The following is a 15884-nucleotide window of genomic DNA, read 5'->3' as shown; positions in this document are numbered from 1 at the left end:
GCGAAACACAGCCGGCCAGACCCGGTCGAGCCCGTGGGGCCCGTCCCGGTCTGGCCGGCTGTGCGTGATCGTGCCGGTGGCGTCGGGCAGACGCCGGGCGGGCGTCAGCGCTCGTTGACCGCGCCCTCGGCCGCATCGGCCCACTCGCGCCACTGCTGCGCCTGTGCGAGCGCCTTCTCGGCGTCCTTGGTCTTGCCCGCGGCGGTGGCCTTCTCTGCCTGCTCCTCGAACTGCGCGACCCGCTCGCGGAACTGCGCGGCCCGGGCCATCGCCTCCGGGTCGGTCCGGCGCCACTGCGAGTCGACCGCGTCGTGCACGGTCTTCTCGATGGCGCGCAGCTTGCCCTCGAGGTCGTGCATGCGCTCGCGCGGAACCTTGCCGATCGCGTCCCACTTCTCCTGCAGGTCGCGCAGTGCGCTCCGCGCCGCCTCGAGATCCCGTGCGGGATCGATGTTCCCGGCCTCGCGCAGCAGGGCCTCCTTGGCGACGGCGTTGTCCTCGAACTCGGCGTCCCGCTCGGAGGCGGCCGCGTTGCGGGCCGCGAAGAACACGTCCTGCGCGCCCTTGAACCGCTTCCACAGGGCGTCGTCGGCGTCGCGCGGCGCCCGCCCGGCGGCCTTCCACTCGGCCAGCAGGTCGCGGAACGCACCCGCAGTCGGGCCCCAGTCGGTGGAGTCGGAGAGCGCCTCGGCGCGCTCCACCAGCTCCTCCTTGTGGACCTTCGCGGAGGCGCGGTCGCGGTCGAGTTCCGCGAAGTGGGCGCCGCGGCGCCGGTTGAAGGCCTCACGGGCCTTCGAGTACCGCTTCCACAGCGCGTCGTCGACCTTGCGGTCCACGCCGCGGATGGTCTTCCACTCGTCGAGGATCTCCCGCAGCCGGTCGCCGGCGACCTTCCACTGGGTGGACTCGGCGCCGATCTGCTCTGCCTCCGCGGCGAGTACCTCCTTGCGGTGGGTGTGCTCTTCGCGCTCGTGCTCGCGCTCCGCCTTGGCCGCGACGGCGGCCTTCTCGGAACCCGCGATCACCACGTCGAGCCGCCGGGCCAGCGCGTCGAGGTCGCCGATCGCCGCGGCGGTCGGCAGCGACTCCAACAGCGCGACCGCGGCCGCCCGGGTCTTCTTCGCGTCGCCCGCCCCGGAGCTCAGCCGTGCCTCGAGCAGGCCCACCTCGGTGGCCATGTCGTCGTAGCGGCGGCCGAAGTGCGCGAGGCCCTCCGCGGCGTCGCCGGCCTGCCAGGATCCGATCTGGCGTTCGCCGTCGGTGGTCTTGACCCAGGCGGTGCCGTCGTCGTCGACGCGGCCGAACAGGCTCGGATCGCTCGGCGGGGCCACCGACGGCGCATGCGCGACCGCGGGACCGGGCCGTGGTGCCGCCGGCTTCGGGGCGCCGGGCCTGGGTGCGCCCGGCTTCGGGGCGCCTGGCTTGGGTGCGCTGCTGTCGGTCATGACTCCTCATCTCTGCCGCGCGTCACGGCTGCCGTGCCTCGTCTGTTCACACACCGTGCCCGCTGGGTTCGGCGTGTGCGGGTTCCATTCAACCCGGAACGAGCAGTAGGGACCATTGAAACAGTTCAGACCCCCAGAACGTGGATTCAAGGGTCGACTACCGTTGCGCAGTGTGTTCACCGCCGCGGCTCTGGTCTCCGCCCCACCCCTGTTGATTCCCGAACTTGCCGGTGCTGCGGCCGCCGAGACGGCGGACCTGCGGGCCGCCAGCCTGGCGGTCGCCGCCCGGCTCCGCGAGCTCGCGCCGCACTGGACCGTCGTCGGGGTCGGCGCCACCGAGGCCGAGCTGGGCCCGGACACGTCGGGCAGCTTCGCGGGCTTCGGCGCCGACGTCCGGGTCGCGCTGTCCCCGGACGCCGCCGCGTCGTCACGCCGTGACCTGCCGCTGGCGGTGCTGGTGGCGGGCTGGCTGCGCGCCCACGCCGCCCCCGACGCCGCCGCCCACGCGATCGTCGTCGCCGCCGACACCTCGCCCGTCTACTGCGCCGAGGTCGGGGCCAGGCTCCGGGCCCGGCTCGACGCCGCGGCCGAGCCCCACGGGGTGCTGGTGGTCGCGGACGGGGCCACCACGCTCACCGCCAAGGCGCCCGGCGCGTTCGACGACCGCGCCCCCGGCGCCCAGGCCGAGCTGGACGCCGCGCTGACCGCGGGCGACCTCGAGTTCCTGCGGCAGCTGGACCCGGTGGCCTGCGCGGACCTCGGCATCGAGGGCCGGGCCGCCTGGCAGGTGCTGGCCGGGCTGTTCGGCGACGATGCGCCGCGCTGCCGCACCGACTACCAGGGCGCGCCCTACGGCGTCGGCTACCACGTCGGGACGTGGGAACGGTGAGCGTGCGTCCGATCGCGGTGGTCGGGCCGACCGCCACCGGCAAGTCAGACCTCGGCCTCGACCTGGCGCAGCGCCTCGGCGGCGAGATCGTGAACATCGACGCCATGCAGCAGTACCGCGGCATGGACATCGGGACCGCGAAGCTGCCCGTCGACGAACGGCGCGGCATCGTGCACCACCAGCTGGACGTGCTCGACGTCACCGAGACCGCGACGGTCGCCAACTACCAGCGCTCGGCCCGCGCCGACGTCGAGGACATCGCTGCCCGCGGCGCGGTGCCCGTCATCGTCGGCGGGTCGATGATGTACGTGCAGTCGCTGCTCGACGACTGGTCGTTCCCGGCCACCGACCCGCAGGTGCGGGCCAAGTGGGAGGCCGTCCTCGCCGAGGGCGGCGTCGCCGCCGTGCACGCCGAACTGACCCGGGCGGACCCGCAGGCCGCCGCGACGATCCTGCCGACCGACGGCCGTCGGATGGTGCGTGCGCTCGAGGTGGTGGAGCTGACCGGGATGCCGTTCGCCGCGTCCGCGCCGACCATCGGGGAACCGCGCTGGGGCACGGTCATCCTGGGCGTCGACCGCGACACCGCCGAACTCGACGACCGGATCGCCCTTCGCACCCGGGCCATGTTCGACGGCGGCCTCGTCGAGGAGGTCCGCGCGCTGACCGAGGTCGGGCTGCGCGAGGGCGTCACCGCGTCCCGGGCCATCGGCTACGCGCAGGTGCTCGCCGCGATGGACGGCGAGTACGACCTCGACGAGGCGCACGAGCGGACGCTGATCGGCACCCGCCGGTACGTTCGCCGGCAGCGGTCCTGGTTCCGGCGCGACCCGCGCGTGCACTGGCTCGACGGCGCGGACGACGACCTGACCTCGCTGGCCCTGACGATTGTGGAGACCCCGTGACCAAGAAGACCACCCGCCCGACGCACGGCCACGACGCGAAGGTGACCGTGCGCAACGCGCGGTTCCAGCAGTGGCAGTCGTACCTGAGCACCCGGGCCAAGCGGACCAAGGCGGCCCGGTTCCTGATCCAGGGGGTGCGGCCGCTGACCCTGGCACTCGAACACGACTGGCCGGCCGAGGCATTGCTCTACCGGCTCGACGGGCCGCCGCTGTCGGCGTGGGCGCGCGGGGTGCTCGAGGAGTGGCGGCACGAGAAGGTCGGCGTCAGCGGCGAACTCATGCGCGAGCTGGGGGAGAAGTCGGACAGCGACCCGGAGCTGATCGCGGTCGCGAAGACCCGCCAGCGCGGGCTCGGCTCGCTGACCCTCCGGGCCGCGGGCGACGCCGCGCCGCTGCTGGTGGTCTTCGACCGGCCCACCTCGCCCGGCAACCTCGGCACCCTGGTGCGCTCGGCGGACGCCTTCGGCGCCGACGCGGTGATCGTCACCGGCCACGCCGCCGACCCCTACGACCCGCAGTGCGTGCGGGCCTCGACCGGTTCGCTGTTCGCGATGCCGGTGTACGCGGCGGCCGACGCGAGCGAGGTGCTGGCCTTCCGGGATCGCCAGCGCGCCGGCGGGGTGGATCTGCGCGTCGTCGGCACCGACGAGGACGGCGACGTGCCGGTCTTCGGGCACGACTTCACCGGCGGCACGATCCTGGTGGTGGGCAACGAGACCCGCGGCATGAGCACCGGCTGGCGTCAGGCCTGCGACGTCACCGTCAGCATCCCGATCGGCGGGGCCGCCAGCTCGCTGGGCGCGCCGTCCGCCGGGGCGGTGTGCCTGTACGAGGCGGCGCGGCAGCGGATCCAGGCGCCGGCCGGCCCTCGGTAGCATGAGCGGCATGGATTTCAGCAAGGGTCACGGCACCGAGAACGACTTCGTGGTGCTCCCGGACCCGGACGTGCGCCTGGACCTGCGGGCGGACCGGGTGGCCGCACTGTGTGACCGCCGCGCCGGGGTCGGCGGCGACGGACTGCTCCGGGTGGCCCGGACCGGCGCGCTGGTCGCCGCCGGGGTGCTCGACGCGGCCCCGGCCGGGGTCGGCGCCGACGACTGGTTCATGGACTACCGCAACGCGGACGGGTCGATCGCCGAGATGTGCGGCAACGGCGTCCGCGTGTTCGCCCACTACCTGCGCGCCACCGGCCGCGAGAGCGCCGACGAGTTCGTGGTCGGCAGCCGCGCCGGCGCCCGCCCGGTGGTGGTGCACCGCTGCGACGGCGCCACCGGCGAGGTGACCGTCGGGATGGGCGAGGTGCGCGAGCTGGGCACCTCCACTGCGACCCTGGACGGGCAGACCCTGACCGGGCTCGGTATCGACGTCGGCAACCCGCACCTGGCCTGCGTGGACAAGGGCCTCACCGCGGCGAAACTGGCCGCGCTGGACCTGACCACGGCCCCGGTGTTCGACACGGACTTCTTCCCGCACGGGGTGAACGTGGAGATCCTCACCCCGATGGCGGACGGGGCGGTGGACATGCGTGTCTACGAGCGCGGCGTCGGCGAGACCCGCTCCTGCGGCACCGGGACGGTCGCCGCGGCCGCCGCCGCGTTGCGGTCGGCCGGGCGCACCGAGGGCGAGGTGCGGGTACGGGTGCTCGGCGGTGAGGTGCAGGTCAGCGTGCGCGGCGGCGTCGCCGAGCTGCGCGGGCCGTCCGTGCTCGTCGCGTCCGGGCAGGTCGACGACGCCTGGTGGGCGAGGCTGGGCTGAGCCGCCGCGGGCGGCCGGCGGATAATCCGAGTGCGCCCGGCCGGGGCGACGTGGGACCATGGGTCTTGTATGACGAACACACATGAAGCAACGGAGAACTCCGACCGCGACCGCGACCACGAGGCCGACGCCGGCACCGGGCCCAGCCGGGACACCGGCTGGACGCGGCACGAACCGTCCACCGGCGAGATGCAGCTCGACGAGCGCAGCGCCCTGCGCCGCGTCGTCGGCCTGTCCACCGAACTCACCGACGTCACCGAGGTCGAGTACCGGCAGCTGCGCCTGGAACGGGTGGTGCTCGTCGGGGTCTGGACCCACGGCACGGCAGCGCAGGCCGAGGCCAGCATGACCGAGCTGGCGGCGCTCGCCGAGACCGCCGGCTCCGAGGTGCTCGAGGGGCTGGTGCAGCGTCGCGACAAGCCCGACGCCGCCACCTACATCGGCTCCGGCAAGGCCAACGAACTGCGCGAGGTGGTGATGGCGACGGGTGCCGACACCGTCATCGCCGACGGCGAGTTGACGCCGGCCCAGCTCAACGCGCTGGAGAAGGTGGTGAAGGTCAAGGTCATCGACCGCACCGCCCTGATCCTCGACATCTTCGCCCAGCACGCCACCTCCAGCGAGGGCAAGGCGCAGGTCGCGCTGGCCCAGATGCAGTACATGCTGCCGCGGCTGCGCGGCTGGGGTGAGTCGATGTCCCGGCAGGCCGGTGGCCGTGCCGGCAAGGACGGCGGCGTGGGAACCCGCGGACCGGGCGAGACGAAGATCGAGACCGACCGGCGCCGGATCCGCGAGCGGATGGCCAAGCTGCGCCGCGAGATCAAGGAGATGAAGGGCGCCCGCGACACCAAGCGCACGCAGCGGCTGCGCAACGAGGTGCCGTCGGTCGCGATCGTCGGCTACACCAACGCGGGCAAGTCGAGCCTGCTCAACTCCCTCACCGGCGCGGGCGTGCTGGTGCAGAACGCGCTGTTCGCCACCCTCGACCCGACCACCCGCAAGGCGGAGTTCGAGGACGGCCGGCAGTACGTGCTCACCGACACGGTCGGCTTCGTCCGACACCTGCCCACCCAGCTCGTCGAGGCGTTCCGCTCGACCCTCGAGGAGGTCACCGACGCCGACCTGCTGGTGCACGTCGTCGACGGGTCCGACCCGCTGCCGACCGAGCAGATCAAGGCGGTGCGCGAGGTGATCACCGCGGTGCTCCGCGAGACCGACGCCCCGGCGCCGCCGGAGCTGTTGGTGGTCAACAAGATCGACGCGGCGGACCCGGTCACCCTGACCCAGCTGCGGGGCCTCCTGCCCGGCGCGGTGTTCGTGTCCGCGCGGACCGGGGAGGGCATCGCCGACCTGCGCGAGACGCTCTCGGAGCTCGTGAAGTCGCCGGAGGTGGAGCTGACCGCCCTGGTCCCGTACACCCGCGGCGACCTGATGGCCCGAATTCACGCCGATGGGCGAATTCTCGGGTCCTCGCACGAGCCGGAAGGCACACTGGTGCGCGCGAAGGTGCCGGAGGCGCTGGCCTCCGCACTCCAGGAGTACCGACACAGCGCCTGACCGGACAGGAACGGACATGACGGAACAGGGCACTGCTGCCTGTGTCGACGCCGCGGGCACCGCGGCCGGATCAGCCGGGCGCGCCGATGCGTAGCCGGCTGGCGCTGCTCGCGCTGGCGGTGGTCGGGTCGGCCGTGGTGACCGCGGCCCCGGCCGGGGCCGCGCCGGACTCGAGCGGTTCCACCGGCTCCGCCGGTTCCTCGACCGGTTCCCAGGTGTCCGACGCCCGTTTCGAGACGCTCTGCACCCCAACCGATCCCGGTCTCGCGGAGATCTCCGGACTCGTCTCGACCGGCGGCACGATGTATGCGATCGGCGACAGCGGCACCGACGACGAGGTGTGGGTGCTCGACGACCAGTGCCAGGTCACCGGCACGGTTCCGGTGCCGCCGACCCCGTTCGACGTCGAGGACATGGCCATGGCCGGCGGCCGGCTCTGGCTCGCGGACACCGGCGACAACACCAAGGTCCGCCAGCAGGTGTCGCTGACCGACGTGGACCCCGTCACCGGCGCCGGCGCGAGGCACCTGCTCACCTACCCGGACGGCCCGCACGACGCGGAGACGCTGCTGGTCGGCCGCGACGGCCGGCCGGTGATCGTCACCAAGGAGATCCTCGCGGCCAGCGGCATCTACCGACCGGCCGGCGGCGCGACGCTGGACCAACTCGGCCCGGGCCCGGCGCCGCTGCAGCGCATCGGGCAGATCGCCTATGCACCCACCGACACTCCCGGCAGCCCGATGCCGGTCGCGGGGTCGATCCTGGTCACCGGCGGCGCGGTCAGCGCCGACGGCCGGGTCGTCGCGGTGCGCACCTACACCGACGTCTACCTCTACCCGGCGCCGGACGGCGACATCGCGGCCGCGCTGACCGGCGCGACGCCGGTGCGGGTCCCGATGCCGAACCAGCCGCAGGGCGAGGCCATCGCCTTCACCCCGGACGGCGACCTGCTCAGCGCCTCGGAGGCGAACGGCGGTCCGCTGCCTCCGATCCAGATCCTGCGCGGCGCCACCGGGCTGGTCGACCTCCCCGCGCCGCCGCCCCCCGTGGTGGCCGCGGCGCAGGCCGACTCGGGCGCAACGGGCGCGGTGGTCGCGGTCGCGGCCGGCATGGGTGCCGCCGCGCTCGGCGGCGGGGCGCTGTGGTTCCGGGCTCGCCGGGACGCGTGACCGCGCCGCCCGGAACTGGCTGTGCGGTGACCGCGTCCGCCGTGTCCGATTGGAAGTAGGGCCGCCGGTCCCGGGATACTGACCCGATGCAGTCCGCCCATCACCTGCTGACCACGGCGTCACACCTGTCGGTCACCGGCCGTTGGGCGTTGGTCGCGATGCTGGTGGTCGGCGGGCTGGGCGTGGTGGGGCTGCTGGTCGCGGTCGGCCGGATGCGCCTGCGGGCGCTGGCTGTGGTCGCGGCCGCCACGGTCGCCGGAGCCGCTGGGATCGCCGTCACGGTGTGGGCGGCCTACCGGCCGTTGCCGTTGCAACTGTCGGCGTGGGACTGCGTCGCCGTCGTCGCCGCGCTGCTCGGGATTCTCGCGGCCGTCGCCGTTCTCGCCCGGGGCCCGCGTCCCGGGCGGGTGATCGTGGCTGCCCTCGCCGCGGCGGCGGTGTGCGTGTCCGCCGCCGGGGTCGTCAACAGGGACACCGGCAGCTTCCCGACTCTCGGTGCCGCCGTCGGACATCGCCCTCCGCCGACCGTCCACGTCGTCGACTTCGCGGCGGTGCCGGGCCCGCAGCCGCGGGTCCAGTCGGGGTGGCCGACGTCGCGGGTCTGGCAGCCGCCGGTGCGGCGGACCGCGGACGGCGTCCTGACCCACGTGGTGATCCCGGGGCCGGCGTCCGGGTTCTCGGCGCGCCCTGCGCTGGTGTACCTGCCGCCGGCCTACCTGGACTCGCCCCGCGCGGTGCTGCCGGTGCTGGTGCTGGTGGCGGGGAACCCGGGCAGCCCGGACGACTGGCTCGGCAACGGGTTGGCCGACTCGGTGACTGCGTTCGCGGCCGCGCACGACGGACTCGCGCCGGTGGTGGTGGTGCCCGACGCGCTGGGCGCCCAGGACGCCGAGCCGCTGTGCCTGGACTCGCACCTGGGCAACGTCGACACCTACCTGGCCGTCGACGTGCCCGCCTGGATCGGGCAGAACCTGCAGGTGGACACGGACCCGCGGGCCTGGGCGATCGGCGGCTACTCGTACGGCGGGACCTGCTCGATCCAGTTGTCCGCCAACCATCCCGGCGTGTACCCGACCTTCCTGGACATCTCCGGCCAGGACGAGCCGTCGCTGGGCGATCACCCCGGCACCGTCGCGGCGACCTTCGGCGGGGACGAGGTGGCGTTCGCCGCGGTCAATGCCCGGGACGTACTGGCCCGACGCGGGTTGCCGGGTGTGGCAGGCGTGTTCGTGGCCGGCGCGGACGACGAGGAGTACCGGCCCCAGCAGCGGCGGATGTACGCCGCGGCCCACGCGGCCGGCCTGGACGTGCGCTACTACGAGCTGCCGGGCGGGCACACCGGTCAGGTGTGGGCGCCCGCGCTGGCCGGCGAGCTGGACTGGCTGGCCCGGCGGACCGGTCTGCTGGCGTAGTCAGGCTGATCCGGTGGACTGAAGAATCGGTTTCGTGCTCGACGGCATCGACAGCCTGGGCCAGGATCGAACCCGGACGGCACGAGCGTCGGCGGCGCCGCGCGCGGGCAATGTGATTCCGGTGGTTTGCCGCATTCGGTCCGTCGCCAACCCCGCGTGGTCGCCGGCGGTGTCTCACGCCAGCAGATCCAGGACGCACTCGCCGTCAGCTTCGCTTTCAACACGACGAACCGCCTCGCCGCAATGCCTTTGCCTTCGAGGTGCTCAGTCCCGAGGGCTTCGAGGCTAGTGCGAGACATCTCCTCGCGCGGGGCCACCGGTAGTCGGTGGTGCAGCCCGCCGCGCGAAACGATCCGGTCGGTGGACTTCGTCGATTCGGCGGGCAGGCAACAAGCTGCAAATAGGTAGGGTTGCCAATCGTTTGGTTATCAATGTAATTTCCTCCGTACAGCACCGAAGTGGCGGAGACGGTCCTCGGGCGCACCGAACGAAGGAGTTGCCAACATGATTCAAGAGCTGTCCTACATCGGCATCGGCTCGCCGCGGTCCGAGGAGTGGCGGACCTACGGAACGGGACTTCTCGGCACGATGCTCGCACCCGACGGGCCGGACGGGGCGGTCCGGCTCGCGGTCGACGACATCAACTACCGAATTGCGGTCCACCCCGCAGCGGAGGACGAGTTCCGTTACGCGGGTTGGGGGATGGCCAACGAGACCGACCTGCACGATTTTGTCGACCATCTCGAATCCCGTGGGGTCGCGGTGTACTCGGGCGAACCCGGCCTGTGCCAGGAGCGGGAGGTGGCGGAGTTGGCCTGGTTCGAGGATCCCTGGGGGATCCGGCACGAGCTGACCTGGGGGAAGGCCGCGACACCACTGTCCTTCTCGACCGGCCGGACCATGCGCGGTGGATTCGTCACCGGCGACCAGGGTCTCGGGCACGTCGTGTTCCAGGTGCCGGACATCGAGGAGGCCAACAGGTTCTACGTCGACGTCCTGGGATTCCGGCTGTCCGACCGGATCAACACGAAGTACGTCGGTGTGCGCTTCTATCACGTCAACGGCCGGCATCACTCGCTCGCGCTGTCGGAGTATCCCGGCCACGTGGGTTTCAATCACCTGATGCTCGAGGTTGAGCACTTGGACGACCTGGGCAGAATGATCGACCTGGTCGACGAACATGACGTCGACGTGATGCAGTCACTCGGCCGGCACACCAACGACCTTATGACCTCGGTCTACATCGGAAGCCCGTCGGGCCTGCAGATCGAGTACGGGCACGGCGGTCTCACTGTCGACGACCTGAGCTGGGTCGCGCGTACCTACAACCGGCCGAGCTACTGGGGGCACAAGCTCTCCGACGCCGCGAAGTCGCGGGTCCCGGGGATCGTGAAGCCGATCGCCGTAGACGGCCTCGTCGCCGCGGCTGCGGGCGCGCCGCGGTGACGCCGCCCTATCGCGTGGAGTTCACGGCGTCCGCGGCGTCGTACACGCGGGCCGCAATCCTGTTGAGGGACGCGAGGTCCTGGGTGGAGAGGCCGCTGAACACCGCGGTCTCGACGCTGTCAAGTGCACGATCCGCGTCGATCAGTTTCGCGAGGCCGGCATCGGTGATCGTCACGATCTGACGACGACGGTCTGCGGGATCGCGCTCCCGGACGATGAATTCGCGATCCTGCAGTCCGTCGAGGTAGGCCACGATGTCGGCGGGGTTGACCACGACTCGCAGTGCGAGTTCCTTCTGATTGCATGGACCGGCCTCGTGCAGCGTGCTGAGAATCGCGTGCTGATTGGGTAGCAGTCCGGCCGCTGCCAGGGTGTCCGCATAACACTGGCGGACCTTCATTGCCGCTCTGACCAGGGCGTATCCCGGACGGTCGGAGAGTCTGGGAGTGCTGGCAGGGTCCGACGAACTCATGGCGTCACTATAGGGCACCTAAATTCTGGGTATCCCAACTGTTTGCTGACCATGTGAATGGCTTGCCGAATTGATGGCAGGGCAGACGGCTTTGCGCTTCCGGCGAGAGTCGGCCGGCGATCGACATCTCCTGTCGCCGCGCCGGTCCTGGCGAGGGCCGGCGCGGTTTCTGTCCGGCATGTTGCCGAGTGCCAATACGTCACCCGGTCACGAACGCCCGTATGATTCAGGCGACACTGCGCAGGCAGTATCTAAACAGTAAAGAGAACCTATTCCTTTGTTCAAGGCGCCGCCCAGGCGGTGTCCGAGTATGTGGTCCCGTGCTCGAATGAGTGCGAGCCGGAACCTGCAGTTCCGCATCGAGACAGTGATCGAATCGAATACTGATTGCAACCGAATTGAGGAGTAGGGAAGGATGACCGCTTCCGAAAGCGACGCGATATTCAAGACCCTTTTGGAATCCGCCAAGCGGTTGTCCTTCGATTCGCGGAGTCCGCTGGTCTGCCAGGCCGAACCCGGCGACGACGAACGTCACGGCATGACACCGGAGTGGTCACCGCTCTTCGGCACCCCGATGTGGGACGCCATGTCCGAGGCGGAGCGCGTCCGACTCACCAGAAGCGAAGTGGCCCAGTTCCTGGGTGTCGGCATCTGGCTGGAGGTGGGCCTGCAGGTGGCACTGCTGAGGGCGAGCCACAGTGCGAATCCGGCGCGACCGGACGTCAAGTTCCTCTTCAACGAATGTGCGGACGAGAACCTGCACTCGTTGATGTTTGCCAACGCCGTCGAAAGCATCGGATCGAAGTTCTATCCGCGTGACCGCATGCTGGACTTCTTCGGCTGGGTGTTCCGCCACATCGCCTGGGACGAAGTGGCGTACGGCGTCGTCCTAGCAGGTGAAGAGATCTTCGACGTCATGCAGCGTGACTGGATGACGAGCGACGGCGTCGCCGCACCGATTCGCCGCGCGGCCTACATTCACGTGGTCGAAGAGTCCAGGCACATGGCGTACGCGCGTCAGAAGATCCGTGATCGATTGATCGGGATCTCCCGCTTCCGACGCTTTGTGAGCACGCTGATCATCGCGGTGGGAACGCACCTGGTCGCCAAGGGACTGGTCAATCGGCGGGTGTACGACGCCCTCGGTCTCGACTGGGACGTCGTGAGGTCGAATATCGACGGAAACGAACACCACCGCATCATGTTCCGCAGGGCCGCGGAACCGTTCATCGAATTCCTGAGCAAAGAAGGACTGCTGAATTTCGGCGCTCGATGGATCTACCGAAAATCAAACCTTCTCTGAGCAGGAGTCGTCGTGACCCACGTCATTCTGGGGAATTGCTGTAAGGATGCCTCGTGCGTGCGGGTATGCCCGCAGAACTGCATTCATCCCGCCCCCGGCGAGGACGGCTTCGCCTCCGCCGAGACGCTTTTCATCGACCCCGACTCGTGCATCGACTGCACCGCATGCGTCGAGGCCTGCCCGGCCTCGGCCATCAAACCCGAGCATGCGCTGACCCCGGCCGAGCGCCCCTACGCCACCCGCAACAGGGAGTTCTTTGCGCAGATCCCCGCCGTGCCGCGCCCCCGACCGCGCGCCGTCTTCGAACTGCCACTGGCAAGTCCGAGCGACAGGCTCGAGGTCGCCGTGGTGGGGTCGGGGCCGGCTGCGATGTACACCGTTCGCGAGCTCCTGCGGCGATCGACGTCGATCCGTGTCACCGTCTACGAGCAGTACGACACCGTCGGGGGCCTGCTGCACCGGGGTGTGTCCCTCGACCACGTCGGGGTGCGCGCGATGATCAGGCTGTTCGACGTGCCGTTCCGCGACGACCGCGTCACGATCGTGCACGACACCGAAGTCGGCGTGGACATCTCGATCGACGAACTCCGGGCGAGATTCGACGCCGTTGTTCTCGCCTGTGGCGCCTCGCAGCCGCGCCAGCTCGGGCCCGCCTCCGCCGGCGGCGGAATCCGCCAGGCCATCGACATCCTGGTCGCCGAGAACTGCGGGTCCGCGGGGTTTCCCCCGCCCGCGCCCGCCGGACCCACGTGCATCGTGATCGGCGCGGGAAACGTTGCCTTCGACATCGTCCGGTGGGTCGCGAAGAACCGCCGCCGAGCTGCCGCGGGCGAACAAGTCAGAGAACTGGTGGTCCTGTCCAGGTCGGCTCCGGCAGGAGCCTCGTTCACTCCGTCTGCGTTCTACGAGCTTCTCGACCTCGAACACACCGAGGTGCTGATCGACGGCGCCGGTAGCGTGCCCCGCGCCGGCGCGGACGGTTCGCTGCTACGCGAGCTGTCGCACCTGCCTTCCACCGACGTCCACGGCATGCGCGGGCTGCCGGCCGACGCCACGGGTCTCCTGCGCGTCGTCCTGTCGTTCGGACAAGAGGTGGCCGACCTCGCACAGACCGACCTCGGCGCCGTCGAGGTCACGACGACGGCCGGTCGTGCCTTCCGCGCGAACTCCGCGATCTGCGCCACCGGGTTCACCACCAAGCGGATCGACGGTGTCCCACTGGACACACGCGGGGTGGTGCCCAACCGGCGGGGACAGGTGATCTCCCACGACACCGGCGAACCGGTCGAGGGACTGTACGTCGTCGGCTGGGCGAAACGAGGCGCGTCCGGCGGCGTCGGCGACAACCGCATCTGCGCGGCCGAAACCGTCACACAACTCGCGACGGACCTGCGCTCGCGGGTGTGACTTCCGGACGATTACCACGAGCCCGGAAACCGGCCGCTGGCGGTGCGAGACCGCTTCGTCGTCGAGTACAGGCTGATCGCCGAAGTGTCGGGGTACGGGTAGTAATCGCCGAGAATCCAACGAAGTTCCGGCCTTCTGCCTGATGAATGACGTGATCGAGGAAGCAGGTCCTACGTCTTGGGGGCGGTGCCGCTGACGATGCGGTGGATGGTGGAGCGGCCGACGCTGTACTCATCGGCCAGATCGGCCAGGCTGGAGTCGTCGTCGGGGTCGTGGTATCGGCGGTGGATCAGGCCGAGCAGCACGCATAGCTCCCAGTAGTGCCGGTAGGCGGTGCCGTTGCCGGATTGCGGGCCTCGTCGAGGTATCTGCTCCACTTGGTGGGCACGAACCCGGTCGGCGCCTCCTCGGGGACCTTCCGGGTGCCGGTAGCGTTCAGTTCCCGCAGCACGTCCACCGCGACCAACAGTTCGGTCGCCGCGGTACCGCCGGCGAACCGCACCGACGACAACACCGCCGGGGTGAACTGCCGCAGGTACGAATACGAGGCATCGATGGCGGCCAGGTGGCCGTGATCGCGTGGCAGCCTCGGTACGGCCTGCGCCACCGCGGCCCGCAGCCGCTCCCACCCGGTCCGCTCGCCCCGGATCATGCCGCCGATCTCCTCGTCGCCAATCACCGGGTCGAAAACAATCACCAGCAGCTCGTCCAACAACGCATGCCGGTCCTCTCCTGCCTTTACCGCGATCGGCGAGTTCGTCGCGCATCCGACGCCCGGCGAGTTCGTCCCGGCAACGACGGTGCGACCCACCAGCGCTTCGGTGACAGGGACGCCGGGCGGTGCCGAATCACCGCCCGGTTGAGGCCGTCACCCGCAGCACCTTGTCGTCGCCGCCGTTGTCGGTGGTCACCAGCAGCGACCCGTCGGGTTGGGCGACGACCGTGCGGATCCGGCCGTACTCGTCGGCCAGTTCGGGTGGCGCGGTTTCGGCGATCACACTGCGACCGTCGGGTGCGAGACGGAGGAACAGCACCTTGCGGCCTTTCTGGACGCCGACGGCCAGGGCGCCGTCCCATTCGCCCCACCCCGGGCCGGTGACGAACGTCCCGCTGGCGGTGGCGATGGTGGCCGGACCCGAACTCCACACCGCCGCGATCGCCCCGGGTACCCGGTCTGGGTCGGTCATCGGCACGGATTCGTCGTAGAAGCCGTCGCCGGCGTCCGGGTTCCATCCGTAGTTGCCGCCGGGGACCAGCCGGTTCACCTCGTCGTCGCGGTGCGTGCCCTGCTCGACGGAGTAGATTTCCCCGGTGCCCGGTCGGATCGTCAGTCCCTGGACGTTGCGGTGTCCGAGGGTGTAGACGGCGCTGTCGGGGAACGGGTTGCCCGCGGCGGGTGCCCCGGTAGCGGCGTCGACCCGCAGCACCTTGCCGCCGAGCGAGCTGGGGTCCTGCGGTGACGTCGCTTGGGTGGCATCGCCGGTGCCGATCAACAGCGTCCCGTCCGGGAGGGGGAGGAGACGGCAGCCGCCGTGCCGGCCGCGGCTGCTGAGGGGAAGCCCGGAGACCAGGGTGCCGGTGGGGGTGAGTGCGGTCCAGTGCTCGTCGACGGTCCAGGACTGCACCCGGATGTCGACGGCCCCGCCCGCCGCGTAACTGCGACAGGAGTACATGGTGCGGGTGGCGTCGAAGTCGGGGGCGAGGGCGATCCCCATCAGGCCGAGTTCGCGGTCGACGACGAGGCCGGGCAGATCTGCCGCCACCACTTCGCGGGCCGAGCCGCCCGGTCGCTTGACGACGAAGCGTCCTGATCGCTCACCGGTCAGCAGGGTGCCGTCCGGGGCGGCCACCACGTCCCACGGATGGTCGAGATCGGCGATCTCGGTGACGACGTCCAATGTGGGAAAGGGCGCCGTGCCGTCCGGACGCGGCGCACCGCAGGCCGTCATCGTCGCCGCACAGCAGAGCGCGATCACCGCCCGCCCGCGGTACCGCCCGGCCCGGCCCGGGCCGGGATCGCGGCGGGCGAACGGTGAACGGGGTGGGTGCGGTCGAACCACCCCTCGATCATTGCAGCCGCGGCCCCGTCGGAACCGCGGTTCTCACCGACGAGGCCAACATTGA

The 15884-nt window shown here is 70.9% G+C and carries 13 protein-coding genes and 1 pseudogene; 10 read left to right on the top strand and 4 right to left on the bottom strand.

The features are described 5' to 3' along the window. Positions 1 to 104 precede the first annotated feature (104 nt). A complete protein-coding gene (locus RT2_RS08030) occupies positions 105 to 1445 on the bottom strand; it encodes a DUF349 domain-containing protein (protein WP_072844087.1) in 1341 nt (446 codons plus the stop codon). Positions 1446 to 1617: 172 nt separating this feature from the next. Between RT2_RS08030 and RT2_RS08025 the strand changes: the two genes are divergently transcribed. From RT2_RS08025 to RT2_RS07990, 8 genes are all read left to right on the top strand, one after another. Then, positions 1618 to 2334: a class III extradiol ring-cleavage dioxygenase family protein gene (locus RT2_RS08025; RefSeq protein ID WP_072844085.1), complete on the top strand. Its 717-nt coding sequence runs from the start codon at positions 1618 to 1620 to the stop codon at positions 2332 to 2334. Then, positions 2322 to 3239, top strand: coding sequence for a tRNA (adenosine(37)-N6)-dimethylallyltransferase MiaA (miaA, locus tag RT2_RS08020; RefSeq protein ID WP_072844083.1), 918 nt, complete (start codon positions 2322 to 2324; stop codon positions 3237 to 3239). Before RT2_RS08025 ends, miaA begins: the two co-directional genes overlap by 13 nt. Further along, a complete protein-coding gene (locus tag RT2_RS08015) occupies positions 3236 to 4114 on the top strand; it encodes a TrmH family RNA methyltransferase (RefSeq protein WP_072844081.1) in 879 nt (292 codons plus the stop codon). The genes miaA and RT2_RS08015 overlap by 4 nt, the downstream gene beginning before the upstream one ends. A 10-nt stretch (positions 4115 to 4124) precedes the next feature. Continuing rightward, positions 4125 to 4994 (top strand): diaminopimelate epimerase, encoded by an 870-nt coding sequence (dapF, locus tag RT2_RS08010; protein WP_072844265.1) that lies wholly within the window; start codon positions 4125 to 4127, stop codon positions 4992 to 4994. A gap of 69 nt (positions 4995 to 5063) precedes the next feature. After that, the gene (gene hflX / locus RT2_RS08005; protein WP_072844080.1) at positions 5064 to 6551 is read left to right on the top strand and encodes a GTPase HflX; all 1488 of its coding nucleotides are present in this window, start codon (positions 5064 to 5066) and stop codon (positions 6549 to 6551) included. 86 nt (positions 6552 to 6637) lie between these two features. Beyond that, positions 6638 to 7720, top strand: coding sequence for a hypothetical protein (locus RT2_RS08000; RefSeq protein WP_072844078.1), 1083 nt, complete (start codon positions 6638 to 6640; stop codon positions 7718 to 7720). Between the two features lie 86 nt (positions 7721 to 7806). Further along, positions 7807 to 9132, top strand: a complete 1326-nt coding sequence (locus tag RT2_RS07995) for an alpha/beta hydrolase (protein ID WP_072844076.1) — start codon at positions 7807 to 7809, stop codon at positions 9130 to 9132. Between the two features lie 504 nt (positions 9133 to 9636). Beyond that, positions 9637 to 10578 carry a VOC family protein gene (locus RT2_RS07990; protein ID WP_083577183.1) on the top strand — a complete coding sequence of 314 codons (942 nt, stop codon included), beginning with the start codon at positions 9637 to 9639 and terminating at the stop codon, positions 10576 to 10578. A 7-nt stretch (positions 10579 to 10585) separates the two neighbouring features. On the opposite strand, the gene RT2_RS07985 is transcribed toward RT2_RS07990, so the two are convergent. Then, positions 10586 to 11050, bottom strand: a complete 465-nt coding sequence (locus RT2_RS07985; RefSeq protein ID WP_083577181.1) for a MarR family winged helix-turn-helix transcriptional regulator — start codon at positions 11048 to 11050, stop codon at positions 10586 to 10588. A gap of 415 nt (positions 11051 to 11465) precedes the next feature. Between RT2_RS07985 and RT2_RS07980 the strand changes: the two genes are divergently transcribed. Together RT2_RS07980 and RT2_RS07975 are read left to right on the top strand one after the other, a co-directional pair. Beyond that, positions 11466 to 12353, top strand: a complete 888-nt coding sequence (locus tag RT2_RS07980; RefSeq protein WP_072844072.1) for an AurF N-oxygenase family protein — start codon at positions 11466 to 11468, stop codon at positions 12351 to 12353. Positions 12354 to 12365: 12 nt separating this feature from the next. Continuing rightward, the gene (locus RT2_RS07975; RefSeq protein WP_072844071.1) at positions 12366 to 13760 is read left to right on the top strand and encodes an FAD-dependent oxidoreductase; all 1395 of its coding nucleotides are present in this window, start codon (positions 12366 to 12368) and stop codon (positions 13758 to 13760) included. A 266-nt stretch (positions 13761 to 14026) separates the two neighbouring features. Here the strand turns inward: RT2_RS07975 and RT2_RS07965 are convergent. Further along, positions 14027 to 14539: pseudogene (locus RT2_RS07965) on the bottom strand (Tn3 family transposase); the annotation flags it as partial. A 69-nt stretch (positions 14540 to 14608) separates the two neighbouring features. After that, entirely contained in the window at positions 14609 to 15709 is a 1101-nt protein-coding gene (locus RT2_RS07960; RefSeq protein ID WP_072844261.1) for a PQQ-dependent sugar dehydrogenase, read from the bottom strand. Between the last annotated feature and the right edge of the window lie 175 nt (positions 15710 to 15884).

Source organism: Rhodococcus tukisamuensis NBRC 100609, from assembly GCF_001894985.1.
Lineage (GTDB): Bacteria > Actinomycetota > Actinomycetes > Mycobacteriales > Mycobacteriaceae > Rhodococcus_G > Rhodococcus_G tukisamuensis.
Note: the sequence above shows the minus strand (reverse complement) of the source record. Positions and strands in the feature narration are given on the sequence as shown.